General features: G+C 44.2%; 11 protein-coding genes and 2 pseudogenes. 8 read left to right on the forward strand and 5 right to left on the reverse strand.

Going from position 1 to position 15,888, the window contains the following annotated elements; translation table 11 throughout:
• Positions 1-17 precede the first annotated feature (17 nt).
• Positions 18-704 (forward strand): type 1 glutamine amidotransferase domain-containing protein, encoded by a 687-nt coding sequence (locus BIT28_RS25805; protein ID WP_089153726.1) that lies wholly within the window; start codon positions 18-20, stop codon positions 702-704.
• Positions 705-776: 72 nt separating this feature from the next.
• Here the strand turns inward: BIT28_RS25805 and BIT28_RS25810 are convergent, their stop codons facing one another.
• Both BIT28_RS25810 and BIT28_RS25815 read right to left on the reverse strand, forming a co-directional pair.
• Positions 777-2,732 carry an LTA synthase family protein gene (locus BIT28_RS25810; protein WP_075767832.1) on the reverse strand — a complete coding sequence of 652 codons (1,956 nt, stop codon included), beginning with the start codon at positions 2,730-2,732 and terminating at the stop codon, positions 777-779.
• A gap of 27 nt (positions 2,733-2,759) precedes the next feature.
• Positions 2,760-3,131 (reverse strand): diacylglycerol kinase, encoded by a 372-nt coding sequence (locus tag BIT28_RS25815; protein ID WP_075767833.1) that lies wholly within the window; start codon positions 3,129-3,131, stop codon positions 2,760-2,762.
• A gap of 418 nt (positions 3,132-3,549) precedes the next feature.
• On the opposite strand from BIT28_RS25815, the gene BIT28_RS25820 reads away from it, so the two are divergent.
• The 5 genes from BIT28_RS25820 (at position 3,550) to BIT28_RS25840 (ending at position 11,107) form a co-directional block, all read left to right on the forward strand.
• Positions 3,550-6,714: a sensor domain-containing protein gene (locus BIT28_RS25820; RefSeq protein WP_075767834.1), complete on the forward strand. Its 3,165-nt coding sequence runs from the start codon at positions 3,550-3,552 to the stop codon at positions 6,712-6,714.
• A gap of 90 nt (positions 6,715-6,804) precedes the next feature.
• The gene (locus tag BIT28_RS25825) at positions 6,805-7,140 is read left to right on the forward strand and encodes a hypothetical protein (RefSeq protein ID WP_075767835.1); all 336 of its coding nucleotides are present in this window, start codon (positions 6,805-6,807) and stop codon (positions 7,138-7,140) included.
• 719 nt (positions 7,141-7,859) lie between these two features.
• Positions 7,860-9,083, forward strand: a complete 1,224-nt coding sequence (gltS, locus tag BIT28_RS25830) for a sodium/glutamate symporter (RefSeq protein WP_075767836.1) — start codon at positions 7,860-7,862, stop codon at positions 9,081-9,083.
• A gap of 271 nt (positions 9,084-9,354) precedes the next feature.
• Positions 9,355-9,591, forward strand: a complete 237-nt coding sequence (locus tag BIT28_RS25835) for an HP1242/YdcH family protein (RefSeq protein WP_075767837.1) — start codon at positions 9,355-9,357, stop codon at positions 9,589-9,591.
• Between the two features lie 289 nt (positions 9,592-9,880).
• Positions 9,881-11,107 (forward strand): L-lactate MFS transporter, encoded by a 1,227-nt coding sequence (locus BIT28_RS25840; RefSeq protein ID WP_075767838.1) that lies wholly within the window; start codon positions 9,881-9,883, stop codon positions 11,105-11,107.
• A 73-nt stretch (positions 11,108-11,180) separates the two neighbouring features.
• Here the strand turns inward: BIT28_RS25840 and BIT28_RS25845 are convergent, their stop codons facing one another.
• The 3 genes and pseudogenes from BIT28_RS25845 to BIT28_RS30300 form a co-directional block, all read right to left on the reverse strand.
• The gene (locus tag BIT28_RS25845; RefSeq protein ID WP_245823893.1) at positions 11,181-12,011 is read right to left on the reverse strand and encodes an IS3 family transposase; all 831 of its coding nucleotides are present in this window, start codon (positions 12,009-12,011) and stop codon (positions 11,181-11,183) included.
• Positions 12,012-12,022: 11 nt separating this feature from the next.
• Positions 12,023-12,181 (reverse strand): hypothetical protein, encoded by a 159-nt coding sequence (locus BIT28_RS30090; RefSeq protein WP_245823894.1) that lies wholly within the window; start codon positions 12,179-12,181, stop codon positions 12,023-12,025.
• A gap of 63 nt (positions 12,182-12,244) precedes the next feature.
• Positions 12,245-12,529, reverse strand: a pseudogene (locus BIT28_RS30300) (transposase); the annotation flags it as partial.
• Between the two features lie 399 nt (positions 12,530-12,928).
• On the opposite strand from BIT28_RS30300, the gene BIT28_RS25855 reads away from it, so the two are divergent.
• Entirely contained in the window at positions 12,929-15,202 is a 2,274-nt protein-coding gene (locus BIT28_RS25855) for a cytochrome c peroxidase (protein WP_075767840.1), read from the forward strand.
• A gap of 378 nt (positions 15,203-15,580) precedes the next feature.
• Positions 15,581-15,888, forward strand: a pseudogene (locus BIT28_RS25860) (hypothetical protein); the annotation flags it as partial.

Below are 15,888 nucleotides of genomic sequence, written 5' to 3' on the forward strand. Positions count from 1 at the left end.
AAAGAGGAAGCTGGAACATGGCAAAAGCATTAATTGTATTGACCAGTCACTCGCAAATGGGTGAGACAGAAGAAAAAACCGGTTTTTGGCTATCAGAGCTCACCCACCCCTACTACGCTATTGCTGATCGAGGAATTCAGACCGACATTGTTTCGATCCAGGGCGGCGAAGCCCCTGTTGATCCACGTAGCTGGGACGAAGAAGACAAGCTAAATGTACGATTTATGTCAACGCCTGAGTTGACCCTGCTACTTAAAAACAGTCCTTCGCTGGATGATATCGATCCAAGTGACTATCAGGCCATTGTCTTTGCTGGTGGTCATGGAACCATGTGGGATTTTCCCGATGACCCGGATGTACAGGACAAAGCGGCAACCATTTACGAACAAGGTGGGATCGTCGCAGCCATTTGCCATGGCCCTGCTGCCCTACTCAATATCAAGCTGTCTGACGATACATTGCTTATTGATGGCAAACAAGTTACGGCTTTTAGCAACGCTGAAGAAGAGGCAGTACAATTAACCGAAGTTGTTCCGTTTTCCCTTCAGGATGAACTGATTATCAATGGTGCCAAATATATCGAGCAACCGCCATGGAGTGCCAATGTTGTTACTGATGGTCGGCTTATAACAGGTCAAAATCCTCAGTCAGCAGCTGGGGTCGGAAATGCCATCTGCGATTTACTGCAGGAGCTAACCAGTTAGGGAGTGTAATTCAATAGAAATGAGAGTTGATGGCAAAGCAGAACGTTTCTGCTTTGCCATATGCCTTATCGCTTATTTTTCATCCTGAGGCTTATAGTAATCATTCTGATAGGCAAGGCTGCCCCAAAGAGCGTTGGCATGCGCCATCTTCACCATCTTTTTCGGTTGCGCCTGCTCAATGAGAACGGAGGTATCCTTATTGTATTCAAACCCTTTCGGCCCCTTATCCGGCTGGAAAATGACGACATTATTATTATCATCCATCCAGGCAAAGTTCTTGTAGAACTGCATCATTGCCCGCAAGTCCTTGCTCTCGACATCCTGGGTTAGATCATGACCTATCATAGGGTTATAGCTATCGACACCGATAAGGGACAGCAACGTAGGAGGAAGGTCAATCTGGCTGGCCAGACGCGAATCCTGTTTCGCCTCAATATCCTTACCTACGATGACAGCAGGAATATGAAAACTATCGATAGGCACCAATTGACTGCCATATGCGCGTGAGTCGTGGTCAGCAACGACGACAAAAACGGTATCATTCCAATAGTCAGACTCTTTGGCCTGCTTAAAGAACTCTCCCAATGCATAGTCTGAATATTTCGCCGCATTTTCTCGCGTTTGCTTCGGCTCATTATACGGCGTTATACGGCCATCCGGATATTCGAATGGACTATGGTTAGAAGACGTAAACACTAAGCTGAAGAACGGCTTCTCTGACGTAGCCAGCTTGGTAAATTGCTCATGGGCTTTCTGGTACAAATCCTCATCAGACGCACCCCAAGAACCAACGAAAGTCGGGTTCTCAAAAGTCGGAAAGTCCTGCATGTCCTCAAAGCCGTTACCTAGGAAGAAGCTCTTCATATTATCGAAGTGGCTCTCTCCGCCGTATATAAATTGGGTATGGTAACCTTTGCTCCGCAATAAACCCGCAATCGTAAAGAAACCTGTCTGACTCTTGCCAAGTTTAACCACGGCACGTGAAGGTGTTGGCGAAAAACCGGTTATAACGGCTTCAATACCACGTATCGAGCGGGTGCCTGTTGAATACATTCGGGTAAAGTTCCACCCCTCCTGCATCAGGCCATCAAGGTTCGGTGTAAGCGGCATGCCACCCAAACCGCCAACATACCGAGCCCCGAGGCTTTCCTGCAGCAAGATTACAAGGTTCTTGGGCTTCCCTTTATAGCTTGCAGGATGGTAGGCCATCGTCGGGATGTCATCGGAGATAAACGCTTTGCTCTCTCGACCTGTAGACTGACGGACAAGGTCTATAACATCGTCACGATCCATGCTGTCGTAATATTTGCTCGCGCTATCTTCCGCTGACATTTGCTTCACAGCAAACACCATTGAATACGACGAATTCAGAACCAAATCATTCACCAGCGGATCGGTTGCAAAGGCGACCATGGCAGGATTAAGCGGACGGTGTCCAAGAGTCGATCTTGCCCCCATAACCCCCAGAGCAACAACCAGGAACCCCAAAGGGATGCGCCAGTACCAACGAGGAAAAACAAGGCCTGATACCAAATGGCGAGTCAGCTTCCAGCCGAAAAAAATCGTTGCCATGCTGACAACAGCTCCGATAAACAGCTCAATTTTATAGCCGCTCCAGAGCATACCAAACACTTCTTTGGGGTAAATCAAGTACTCGACAAACAGCCTGTTAGGACGGACATCATATTCCATGATAAATGATGGTGTCGCCAGCTCCATATATACCAGCAGCCACAGACCCACGACTAACCATAACCGCAACGCAAACAGCCACGTTCTACCAATGACTCCCTTACCGGCTAAAAGACACGTCAAGAGCCCGGGTAATATAAGCAGATAACTGAGTGTTGCGATATCAATACGAATGCCGCTAACAATGATATCTAACCAACCATTAGCGTCCGAAACACGATCACTCTGCCATAGGCTCAAGCCAAGGCGGGATAAAGAGAGCAAGAAAAGAAAAATAAAAAAAGCAGTAGCAATTGGGTAAATCACACCCAGTCGCTTTTTGACAATATTTGTCATTGTTACATCCTGTAATTTAACCGGGTGTTAATAAACCATGGTTGAAGAAACGATATACACCCAAGTTAATATCGCCATAATAAGTGTAAGCAGCACGGCAGCTGAGCCCATGTCTTTCGCTTGGCCGGAAAGATCATGCTTTTCCAAGCCGATACGATCAACAACAGCCTCAATGGCTGAGTTTAATAACTCAATTACAATAACCGCGACCACAGACCCAATCAGCAATAACTTTTCCAATCCAGTTACGGGGAGAAATAGAGCGATAGGGGACAAAATCAAAAATGCGACCAACTCTTGCCTAAAAGCTGCTTCGCAACGCCAGGCAGCACGCAGACCTAACCAAGAGTATTTCGTTGCGTAAATAAGGCGAATAAATCCTGTTTGTTTGCTTTTCACACCACACCTGTTTTATACACGTCATAAATATGCCTTAATGGCATTATTTGGTTAGAAAATAGGTGAAAAGTTCCCGGCTGTATACTTATTTATTACAGAACCTTTAATCCTGTACCAAATATAGAAGCAGAAAAATGCGCGTGATTTCATATGAATTTTTGCTGCTTAAAAGGCGCTGTATTAGTTATGGTATTCCCGCTTATTTGAGATATTTAAATAAACCCAGAAGCGTCAACTTTATGACGCACACCTTCCTCCTCATCTTCTTAGCCCTGTCTAGTTATCAGTCACCAATACACAGCAAGTTGCCCCCTATTCATGTGATCAAGCGTGAAATTACTACTATTCATATGCGCCTTTTTTCATTGCCACACTATACTGTTAGCAGATAAGTGTTCAATGAGATCATGGATGATATATGAAGCTAGCTTTTCTCCGCTTTTTGGCACTGCTACTGCCGTTATTATCAATAACAGCAGCGGCTGCTTTCTATATCTATCATGGTGATGTGATTCAACTAGAGCAACGGATACAGGAGAGAGAACGCAGTTTTCACCAGTCAGCCCTGCATATCACGCGGCTGCATTTCGCCCCCATTATTGATGATCTGCGCTACCTGACTCAAAAAGCCGATGAGGTCAGTATCAGCACACACAGTAGCAGTGAAAAGAAAGATATTCTTGCCAATACCTTCAAGCGCATGACTCAGACTCGAGCCTATTACGATCAAATAAGACTGATTAATGCTCAAGGCCAAGAAGTTATTCGTATCAATATGAAAGACGACAAGGCATATCGTGTTCAGGAAAGCCAGCTTCAGGATAAAAGCCTACGGCCATATGTACAAGAGTCACTTAAGATCAAACCCGGCACTTTCTATACATCACAGTTTGACCTGAACATAGAAAATGGGGAAATTGAAACGCCCATCAAACCCATGCTTCGCTTTATCAGTCACTTCACTATCAACGGTGAAAGCTGGCTAATCGCGCTTAATTATCTCGGCCGCGATTATCTAACTGAGCTGGATAACCAATATGACTGGAACAGCGGACAATCTTGGCTTATCAATAACCAAGGGCGCTGGTTGCTGGGTCCTACATCAGACAGTGCCTGGCAATTCATGCCATCACGGCAGAAAACAAACGGGCAAGACTTCTTCGAAGCCCACCCTAATCTGTGGGAGCAAATCCAGAAAGGTGAAAGCGGGCAGGTACTTAAACAGGATCATCTCTATACCTTTACCCGATTTTTCTCTGGTGACAGGTTCTTAGGAGATGAGCTTTTCACGCTTCCTTTTGATGGTACAGATCTACCATGGACGATCATTTCGCACATCAATATGAATGAAGCTGTTTTTGACCTCGCATTTTCACAACAGCGAATTCTGAAGTTTACTATTTTCTCCCTCTTGATCATGACATTGGTTTCGGGCTGTATTGTCCTGGCCTGGCACCTTTTGCAAATGCTCCGTCACGAAAAGCGCCTAAAACAAAATATCGAAGATGTCGCACTTCAATATGCCACTGTACTGGAGCATGCACCTGACGGCCTCATTACAGTCAATCAAGATATGACAATCAATAGCATCAACAAGGCTGCAGCGCATATTCTTAATATTAATGATCAGTCAGCCAAGGGAAAGAGCCTTCTAAAACTCATCAGCGGACACAAAAACCGTGAACAAATCAGGCAGCTAGTTGACGATGTTCACGAAAATAAGACCAGAAACAATCCGCGGCCGGTGAAAACACGCATCCAGCTAAGAAACCTCAAAACACGACACATTGAGTTTGTAGCAACCGAGACAACCTACAGTTCAAGCAGTGAAATCCTGTTGAACTTCAGAGATGTGACCTATTGGATTGAACGCGAGGAAAAGCTTAAAAGCATGTCTCGCGCCCTAGAGCAGAGCAACGATTCGATTATCATCACCAACCATCGCGGTATTATTGAATATGTCAACCGAGCTTTTGAAAAATTCACCGGCATGAAGTCCGAAGATATCATTGGTTCCCAGTCATCCAACCTTCTCAAGCAAACACTAAATAATGATACAGATGTCAGAGAAGTTCAGAAGCAGTTAAAAGATGGCCAGACAATTCAGCGTGTACTAGCACGAAGGCAAAAGGACGACTGTATTCTCTACGAAGAAAAAACCATTTCCCCTATTCTTAACAACCGAGGAAAGATAAGCCACTATATCTCAACAGGAAAGGATATCACTGAACGCGTACTATTTGAGAGTAAGCTGCACAAACTTGCACACTACGATATCTTAACCGAACTACCCAACCGAACGTTGCTCCAGCAATACCTGGAAAAAGCCATCGAAGATGCCAAAACAAGCCACGGCAGCATAGCTTTGCTCGCCATCGATCTTGACCATTTTAAGAAAATCAACGATTCGCTAAGCCATGAAACCGGTGACAAAGTCCTCCTCGCAGTTTCAAAGCGTATCAGCAACTCGCTACGCGGCGATGATCTTCTTGCTCGATTAGGTGGAGACGAGTTCGCCATTATCATCAAACAAGAAGTGGAGCCCGAGAATCTGGTCAATATGGCAAACCGTATTATTCATCATATCAGTAAGCCTCTTTGTATTGATAACAAAGAGCTGTTTATTACCGCCAGTATGGGAATTAGCTTGTACCCCGATGACAGTGATAGTGTTGAGACCTTATTCAAGAATGCCGACATTGCCCTATACCGAGCCAAAGAAGAAAGCCGTAACAAATTTTGCTTCTTTACCCAACAGATGGGACTGGACAGTATCAAGCGTATCCAGCTTGAATCTGAGTTAAGAAGAACAATTGGCACCCATAGATACCAGTTCTACTACCAACCCAAAGTAAATGCGATCACCCATGACCTCTGCGGTATTGAAGCCCTGCTTCGTTGGGAGGATGAAAATGGCGAAATACAGTCTCCACTTGATATCATCCCTATTCTTGAATATTCCGGGCTCATTATCGAAGTGGGAGAAGACCTGATCCAACGAGCATGCCGTCAGCTAAAACAGTGGCAAGATGACAACCATTTACTTCATTTTGCCCTCAATATTTCTGCTCGCCAATTACTGAACTCCAACATAGTCGAGACGGTAAGCAAGGCAATAGAAGAAACTGGCTGCGATCCGCAATATCTAGAACTTGAAATCACCGAGAGCGTGATCATGGCAGATGTCAAAGCTGCACTGGATAGATTAAGAGGACTGGAAGCACTTGGTGTTAAAATCGCGATCGATGATTTTGGTACCGGTTATTCATCGTTAGCCTATCTCAGCCGCTTCCCGGTCCATATCCTGAAAGTTGATCGTGAGTTCGTTAAAGATTTACCTAAAAACAAGGATAACATTACGATCACTCGTTCTATCGTTGAGCTTGCCCATAACCTCGAGATGATCGTTGTTGCCGAAGGTGTAGAAACCGAGGCACAAGAGCAATTCCTGGCCAGCATCGGGGTAGAGGAATTTCAGGGGTATTACTTTGGTGCCCCAATGCCACTAAAAGACTTTGAGCAGCAGTACCTCACCTTGCCAGATCCACAGCTGATCAGTGAGCAGATTTGTCAGGGTATATAATCAGCGAATAGCATTTGTTGCTTCTCACGTTCAAGCATATAATCGATGTTATCGAACCAAGTAATACCAAATAGCCTGACAGGTAATCTTATGAGTTTTAGTGACCACTTAGATAACTTTCTTAAACAACGTGACCAAAAAGCTCAACCTTCTACCAAGGGGACTTTTCGCCGTCAGTATACTGTCCAGGAACCAACCAACCAAAGTGTAGCCCGCGAGGCGTTAGCAAAGGCACAAGAAGATGCTTCTGAGCAAGCAACCATAGATACCAAGGCCCCCCATATCCGGGTCAATGGCCGATGTGTTACTGAAAGCGAGGCACAGGCACTTGAACAACTAAAAGTTGACGCAGCACCAGCCAATCCAAATCGTATTGACTATATTAAGCAGCTAAGAAAAGAGCTGAAGCTTAAAAAACGCTCTTAAAGTAATATCCCGCCGCTTAAATCGTCGCGCTAACCAGCAATTGAATCTTTATACTCAAGCGAGTTAGCGCTCTTCTTTGCTTTTTATCTCCCTTATGCATCTACTCTTTCAATTCATCAACCATAATACTTGTATCCAAGCGTAAATTTTATTAATTGAGTAATATACAACTCGCCAAAACGTACAAAAAACAAGCAAAAAAGAGTAAAACCAAGGATATCTTGAATGCTTAGCAAAAATTTCGTTGAAAATTTCAAAAATAAAGCAGACCAAAAAACAAGCTAAACGACCACCTTTTATACTTGCAAGCAAATATACAGATTTTTTATATTTCCGACACGCCCATCAACAAAACACTCACATCAACAGTTCCTCTGTTTTTTTTTATCAAAATGAGCATCAAGTTGAATTTTTTTATCTAAGCCATTGTATATAAACATATTTATATCTTCATATATGTTCTCACATGTGTGGTTCATGAAATATCCAATTTCATTCAATTATTTACAAATACCCTTTCAACAACACAAACAAAATCACAATTAAAAACAACATCAAAACAAGACATACAAAACACAAAACCAGCAAGCCATAAAAAATAACATTAAACACAAATCAACAACCAGGCATCTACACCAATTACTATTCAATTGCAATATAGGCAGGGCGCTTTTTAAGAGTTAAAATTGCCGCCTAAAAAAGTATGTAAAGACGTAATCATGAACTCATTAATTCAAATTAACGAGCTGGAATCTCTGCTCATCGCAATTATCGTACTTTTTCTTGGCTACTTTATTAATAGCAAAGTTAAGGTTCTAAGAAAGTATAATATTCCAGAACCCATAGTCGGTGGCCTCATAGTCGCTGTAATTATTACTATCCTTCATCAGCAAGGTATTGATGTTTCATTCAAGCTAAGCATCAAAGATACTCTGATGCAGATGTTTTTCGCGACTGTCGGACTAGCAGCCAGCTTTAAACTGCTAGCCAAAGGTGGGTCTCGCGTGTTTTTGTTCCTCGGTATTGCGACCCTCTATATCACAATCCAGAATGCTGTCGGCGTTAGCCTGAGCTCTCTACTGGGCCTAGATCCCCTTCTCGGCCTCATTGTTGGCTCTATTACACTTTCTGGCGGTCACGGTACTGGGGCTGCATGGTCACAAACATTTGCGGACAGCTTCGGACTGCATACGCTTGAACTCTCGATGGCGGCTGCAACATTTGGCCTGGTTATGGGCGGGATCATTGGCGGCCCAGTCGCTCAGCGACTGATCAACAAGTACAAGCTGAAATCCGAGTTCGGCGGCGGTGAGCATCACCATATCGAGCACCCGGATCTGGTTACTTATAGTGATCACGAAGAAGATCGCATCACGGCAAAAAATACAATTGAAATTCTCTTTATCCTGCTCATATGTGTTGCCGGCGCAGCACACGTTAAAGAGTTTATCGACGGCTTCGGAATAAGCTGGCTTCGCATCCCAGATTTTGTCTACGCCCTTTTCATTGGCGTATTCATTACCAACCTATGCGAAACCACCAAGATCTACAAAGTAAACAACGAAACGGTTGATGCTCTGGGAACTATCTCCCTGTCCTTGTTCCTGGCCATGGCTTTAATGAGCCTGCAGCTTTGGGAACTGCTTGAGCTCGCATTGCCGATGTTGTTGATCCTCTCGGTACAAACAGTAACGCTGGCCATTTTTGCCTACTTCATCACCTTCAGATTGATGGGCAAGAGCTATGACGCCGCAATCATCGCGGGTGGTCACTGTGGCTTTGGTATGGGTGCAACACCGACAGCCGTGATGAACATGGGATCGCTGGTATCCAGAAACGGCCCGTCACCACAGGCATTCATGGTGGTACCAATCGTTGGTGCATTCTTCATTGATATTGCCAACCTGATTGTACTGCAGACTTATATCAGCTTCATCCAATAAATCTGCGTTAAATCACAAAAAGGCCAAGTGACATTGTCACTTGGCCTTTTTTGTTCCCTCCGATGTCGCGTCAACGATTTTTCGTTCTATTATTAATAAAAACAGAACAACAAACTTTCGTGATTTCCGCCAATTATACGGACCATCATTTTTTTTAGTTAATTATGCGCAACTAAAGTCTTATATCATCTGGCTTTTAGCGAGTTGGTATGATCATAAAAAACCAAAGAAAAAGCAGGGCTTCACACACCAATGAGTATGGAGTATTAAGATGTTAGGTGAAAATCACGCACTCTACATTGAGTTTCCTGAACTACAAAGCAAAATCCAGCAGCTAAAAATGGCTGATGAAAACTTCAAAGCTATGTCAGACAGATACCACAAACTCGACCATAGGATACGAGGACTAGAAGGAAACAACATCCCTACTGAAGATTCACACTTTTCCCAACTCAAACTGGAACGGGCTCAACTGAAGGACAAAATCTACAGCATATTAACCAATTAGGCGTTTGCTAACAGGCTATATTGTCGTTCCCCCTTACTTAAATACCCCCCATTCGTTAGAACGGGGGGTTATACATATCCCCTTCTTACTCCAGCTTTCACCATTAGCAGACTCACCACACGCAAAAGCTTTGTAAGAAGTTATTTCAAGCTGTTTTCTATTCAAAAAAAGTTGATAGAATCCGCGCACCTTATCGAGAGTGCAACTTTTGTTGATAAACTCAAAATAATTTATAAGCATTGATGCAGCCAATACAACAGGCTGCGCTTGTCGTGTAATTGAGAGAAAAATGAATAAAATTGATAAAGCGATGCAGATCCTGCTTGCCGGTTTCTGCATTAATCTATGTATGGGTATTTTGTACGCATGGAGTGTATTTAAACAGGCTCTTGTGGTCGATATGGGCTGGTCAAACGCTGATGCTTCGATGCCTTATACTGTTGCTGTTATCACTTTCTCACTATCACTGCTTGTCGCAGGCGTCCTGCAAGACCGTATGGGACCACGCCGTATCCTTATTATGGGTACCGTTATGGTCGGCCTTGGCATGATCATCTCAAGCTTTGCAACCTCACCACTGCTACTCATCCTGACGTTTGGTTTGCTGACAGGCTGTGGTATTGGGTTCGGCTATGCCTGCCTGGCACCATCAGCAATGAAATGGTTCCACCCGTCCAAGAAGGGCATGGTAAACGGTCTGATTGCGGCAGGTTTTGGCCTGGCCGCTGTATACCTGGCCCCACTCACTTCATCATTGATCGGTAGTTTTGGTATCAATACCAGCTTTCTTATTCTAGGTTCCGCTGTCTTGCTTGTCGCAGTACCTTTGGCTTGTACGATCACCAATCCACCAGCAAACTACAAGCCTGAAGCACCGGCTAGTGCAGCCAACAAAGCACCTACCAAGCCGGTTGATATCAACTGGCGTAGCATGCTGAAAACCCCCCAGTTCTATTCACTGTGGTTGATGTTTGCCCTAGCCTCTTCTGCGGGACTTATGGTGATCGGAAACATTACCTCTATTGCTGCAGCTCAAGCTAATATCACTGAAGCAGCCTACCTTGTGGTTATCCTGTCTATATTCAACTCTGGCGGCCGCGTGGCTGCAGGTATGCTGTCAGATAAGATTGGCGGAGTGAAAACCCTGATGCTTGCCTTCATTATGCAAGGCATCAACATGGCAATGTTTGCAAGCTTCCAGTCAGGCTTTACCCTGATGATAGGTGCAGCTCTTGCCGGCGTGGGTTACGGCACACTGCTTGCCGTATTCCCTTCAATCACAGCTGACTTCTATGGTCTTAAAAACTACGGTGCAAACTACGGTGTGCTTTACACGGCATGGGGTATCAGCGGGTTTATCGGCCCGGTTGTTGCCGCTGTTGCCGTTGATACTACGGGTACCTATGCGATGGCATACAGCATCTGTGCCGTGATGATGGCCGTTGCTGTCATATTATCTTTCATCACCAAGCCGGTAGATGCCGAAGCATTAGAAAAGAAACTGGCGACAGCATAAGAAGTGCTTGCCCTCAGTGCGAATAAACAAGCCCGACATAACTGAAGTGACCCCATTAAGTTGGATATTTTAGTTAAGCGGCTTGTAAGGCCTGATTTCGATATTCTATCGGAGTCAGGCCTTCTAGTTTTACCTTTATACGTTTAGTGTTGTAATACTCGATGTACCCTTTAATCTTTTCTATCAGTTCATCGGCATCTTTGAAGCTTTTCCCGTGATACATCTCTGTTTTCAGCAACGCGAAAAAGTTCTCGGCAACAGCATTATCGAGGCAATTTCCTTTTCGCGACATACTCTGGGCAAGGCCATGGTTAGCGAGTTGCTTTTGATAAGTCTTATGCCGATATTGCCAGCCTTGGTCGCTATGCACAATTGGTCTTGAGTGTCCTCTAAGCTTCTTTATTGCATCTTTCAGCATGCCCGTAACCAGTGGTAGTCGAGCATTTTTGGCCAGCCTAAACGAGATCACTTCTTGATTAAACAGGTCAACTATTGGCGACAAATAGACTTTCTGCCCTTTAACCTTGAACTCGGTGACATCTGTTACCCACTTTTCATCAGGTTTTGTCGCCTTGAAGTCTCTTTCAAGTACGTTTGGGGCCGCTCTCCCTGCTTCTCCTCTGTAGGCTCGGTACTTCTTTGGCCTCATCGTGGATTTTAGCCCTTGGAGGGTCATCAACCGTTGTACCGTTTTGTGATTGAGCTTGATACCGCGATTTCTTAACTCCAAGTGAATACGGCGGTAGCCATAACGCCCCTCATGCTCATGATAAATTGACCGAATAACTTCTCGCTCGTGCTCATAAGCGTCAGGCTTACGACATGCTTGAACTTGATAGTAGAACACACTCCTTGCCATCTTCATGGCTCGAAGTAGGTGCTTTAAAGAGTGCTTTTCTTTCAGAGCTGAAACGGCTAACGCTTTTTCTTTGTTTGTCGACGCTTTTGCTGCTTCAGCTCCTCCAACTTTTTTAGAACAGCATTCTCTGCCCGCAAGTACGCAAGCTCCTCTCTCAGCTCTTCAAGGGTCATTTCGTCATCAGGTTTTGGCGTAGCTTTGGATAGAGTTTTCATAAGAGGTCTTCCTATAGTGCGGCTTTCTAGTCCTTCTAAACCGGCCTCGTTGTACTTTTTGAGCCAAGACGACAAGGTGCCAGGAGAGGATAGGTTCAACACTGCGCTAGTGTGAGTGAGAGACCACCCTCTCGTCCACATCAAATTCAATGCCTGAAGTTTCTTTTCTGCACTACTGCTATGTAAGGTAGGCAAAAAGGAGTTGGTGCCATGTATCGAATAGACCTGAGCCCAGTACCTAATTTGTCTCGATGATATTGAATATTCACTAGATAGCCGTCTGGACGCGGCTCCATGAAGGCATTGCTTGGCAATAGTGAGCTTTAGCTCACGACTATATTTGGACATAAAAAAGACCCCTAATAATTGGTTGTCCAACTATTGGGGGTCATTTCATAACTGCCGGGCTTTTTTATTTATCAAGTTTATACAAGCTAGCATTTAGATAAATCATTTTTTTGCTTTACCTCTTATTAGTAATACAGCTTCTTGTTTTTAATTCCCTTTCAGATTAAGGTTTTATAAAAGTTATGACTCATTAATAATAAATTGTCTTTAATTTATTTTTATTAATCACCTCTGATAAATAACACCAAATATAAATCCATTTCCTGACTTCATGCCTATTAATTCCCACATTTAATAACAAAATTCATGTGGTTTCCGATCATTATTAAATGGCGGTACACATTGAACTCTAACTATAAACACTTCAGCAACCCATTGGGGATTTTTCAGGAGCAAACAATGGAAAATAATAATATGCGAAAACGCGCCCGGCTAGGCGTATTTATCGCAGCAACGGGTCTGCTCGCGGCTTCCATACATCAAGCCGTGGCGGCATCCCCCGAAAAGCCAAGCAGTTATCTTCCCGATAACCTCCCTCCTGTTCCCGGCATCGAAGAATACATAAAAGACTATGATGCTGCGATTAAACTCGGGAAAGCGTTTTTCTGGGACATGCAAACAGGTAGCCAGGGCCAGAGCTGCGGTAGCTGTCACTTCTCTGCCGGTGCCGACATTCGCGCCAAAAACCAAATAAGCCCGGGTGTACTCAGCACCATTGTAGAAAATCAAGACAAATTTAACTACGACGGATACCCTGCACTACCTTCAGGGGGTAAGGGCGGCCCTAACTATACGTTAACAAAAGATGATTACCCGTTATACCAACTCGAGGATACCAGAGACAGGGACTCCAATGTCATCTATGAGACTGACGATGTTGTTTCCTCTCAAGGTGTTTCCTTAGCCAAATTCATTGATCTCGAAGGTAACCACTACGGTTCTGAGTTTGAGGACGGCAAAGAGCGCTGTGAAAATCTAACTGATATTTTCCACGTGAATAATCTCAATACCAGACGGGTTGAGCCACGAAACACACCAACCGTAATTAATGCCGTCTATAACTTCCGTAATTTCTGGGATGGGCGGGCAAATAATGTCTTTAACGGCGTCGACCCATTTGGCCCACATAATGAAGGCGCCTATGTCCTTTATTATGATCGAAAGTATGGAAAAACAGTCCCGAAAAAAACACACCTTATTAACTCAAGCCTTGCATCTCAGGCTGTGGGACCTCCAGGCAGTAATTTTGAAATGACTTGTGACGGCAAACCATTCAAGGCCATGGCGAAAAAACTGCTTCGCTTAAAGCCATTAGGGTTGCAGGAAGTACATCCAAACGACAGTGCCTTGGGTTACTTGAGCGCCTACCCATCCAAAGGGTTAAAAACGGACTATCGTACACTCATCAGAGAGGCCTTCCACGAAGAGTATTGGATGAGCCCGCGTCATGACGAAGACGGCTATACCCAGATCGAGCACAACTTCTCACTATTCTGGGGACTGGCAATCCAGATGTACGAAAGTACCCTAGTTTCTCTCGGTCACTCGAAGTTTGAAAAAGGAGAAGATCTGACTCCACTTGAACTGCAAGGTGCACAAATCTTCAGTAGTTTTGGGGGTCCGAATGCTGGTCGCTGTATTGGCTGTCACGGAGGCCCGGCATTTAGCCAGGCAACTCTGCACCTAACCGGAAACACAGACGCCGTTGTTACTCAAGGCCCTGTAGGTCCGACATTTGCGCCAGCATTCCGAGATAGAGGTTATATGAATATAGGTGTAAGACCAACGTCTGATGACCTCGGTATCGGAGCACTGAGTGAATTTGGCTACCCATTGTCATTTACCCGGCAAGCGCAAAATGGTGAGGCTCCGGACGGCGATCTTATCAACGGACCTGTCGATCCATCGGCGAGAACGGCTATTGACGGAGCGTTCAAGATCCCGCTGCTGCACAACATCGAGTTGACTGGTCCATATATGCACAATGGTAGTCTTGCTACTCTGGATGAAGTCATCGACTTCTACTTCCGTGGCGGTAACCGCCGGAAAGATCCTAACAACCCTATCGGAGATACTTCAGGTCATAACGGTACGGCTTCCAACCTTGTATTTAACCTAGGTCCGCTACCTCATCTTAACGATGATCACAAGAAAGCCCTGGTGGCATTCCTAAAGTCGTTGACCGATGAGCGTGTACGTTGGGAGAAAGCTCCATTTGACCGCCCACAGCTATTCATTCCAGTCGGTCACATAGGTGACGAATACAGTGTGCAGGATGATGGTGAGGGTAAGGCAGAAGTGCAATGGGTAGAAATTCCAAGTGTCGGTAAAGAAGGCCGCTACGCAGAAAATCTTCCACCAATAAAAGGGTTCCTGGAAGAAAGCAGCGAAGAGCCGGAAGCCTATGATGACTATGCCGAAGTCAAATACCCTCACGAGGTTACCATCAACCTGATGGCAAATGACAAGGCGGGCAGCGCACCACTAGACTACTCCTCAGTGAAAATTGTTGAAGCACCTGACATGCATTACGGTGTACTGACAAATCACGGTGACGGTAAAGTGACCTATCGCCCGATGCGAAACATGAGTACGAGCTTTACTTATCAAATTAAAGACAAAGACGGCTTATTTTCCAGCCCAGCAAAGGTTGAGATCAAAGTTTATAGATAAGAAAGCAATTCTTACTTTTAATAAAAGCCCGATATGTAAGCATCGGGCTTAATTCTGCCACATGAACTAAAAGGTGTTAATTGAATTTAGCTGTGAATTTAGCCTAAATTAATTCTTGCTAAACTAAAAACACAAACAAAACAATCACACAGCCATTACACAACAAATCCTTATAAACAAAACACTACTTATAATACAGAAGCTTAAAGAAAAAACTACATCAAACCAGAAAAAACCAATAGAAATAAGAAACATCAACCTTATCCACACATATCACAAAATTAATAAATGAGAATTTAATTCTTAGTCATAATTTTATTACGAGAGGTACTCCCTCTCGTTAAACTCTTATTCATGAATGGATGCCAGAGGTAAATTATGAATAAAAAAAGAAACAAGCCAATATTGCGCTTAAGTGCAATAGTCACAGCAGGGTATTTAATTGGATTATCCAGTAGCCTTGTTTATGCAGAAGTTGAACCCTCTCCAATTGGCTCTTTAAAGGGGATCCAGCCTGCACCAGTTCCGGGAATAGAGAAGTATATTAAAGATAAGAAAGCAGCAATCAAACTTGGTAAGGCTTTCTTCTGGGACATGCAGGTAGGTTGTAGTGGTTTAATGATCCCGGACACCAAATTAGGTGGTAAAGTCTCCACCGTAAATGAGGTGTTCAATGACAAAACGAC

The sequence above is a fragment of the Photobacterium proteolyticum genome (assembly GCF_001939735.1).
In the GTDB taxonomy this organism is placed as follows: domain Bacteria; phylum Pseudomonadota; class Gammaproteobacteria; order Enterobacterales; family Vibrionaceae; genus Photobacterium; species Photobacterium proteolyticum.

Coding starts and splice junctions, on each gene's coding strand:
- BIT28_RS25805 (WP_089153726.1), top strand. CDS start 18: ATGGCAAAAGCATTAATTGTATTGACCAGTCACTCGCAAATGGGTGAG.
- BIT28_RS25810 (WP_075767832.1), bottom strand. CDS start 2,732: ATGACAAATATTGTCAAAAAGCGACTGGGTGTGATTTACCCAATTGCT.
- BIT28_RS25820 (WP_075767834.1), top strand. CDS start 3,550: ATGAAGCTAGCTTTTCTCCGCTTTTTGGCACTGCTACTGCCGTTATTA.
- BIT28_RS25825 (WP_075767835.1), top strand. CDS start 6,805: ATGAGTTTTAGTGACCACTTAGATAACTTTCTTAAACAACGTGACCAA.
- gltS (WP_075767836.1), top strand. CDS start 7,860: ATGAACTCATTAATTCAAATTAACGAGCTGGAATCTCTGCTCATCGCA.
- BIT28_RS25835 (WP_075767837.1), top strand. CDS start 9,355: ATGTTAGGTGAAAATCACGCACTCTACATTGAGTTTCCTGAACTACAA.
- BIT28_RS25840 (WP_075767838.1), top strand. CDS start 9,881: ATGAATAAAATTGATAAAGCGATGCAGATCCTGCTTGCCGGTTTCTGC.
- BIT28_RS30090 (WP_245823894.1), bottom strand. CDS start 12,181: ATGAAAACTCTATCCAAAGCTACGCCAAAACCTGATGACGAAATGACC.
- BIT28_RS25855 (WP_075767840.1), top strand. CDS start 12,929: ATGGAAAATAATAATATGCGAAAACGCGCCCGGCTAGGCGTATTTATC.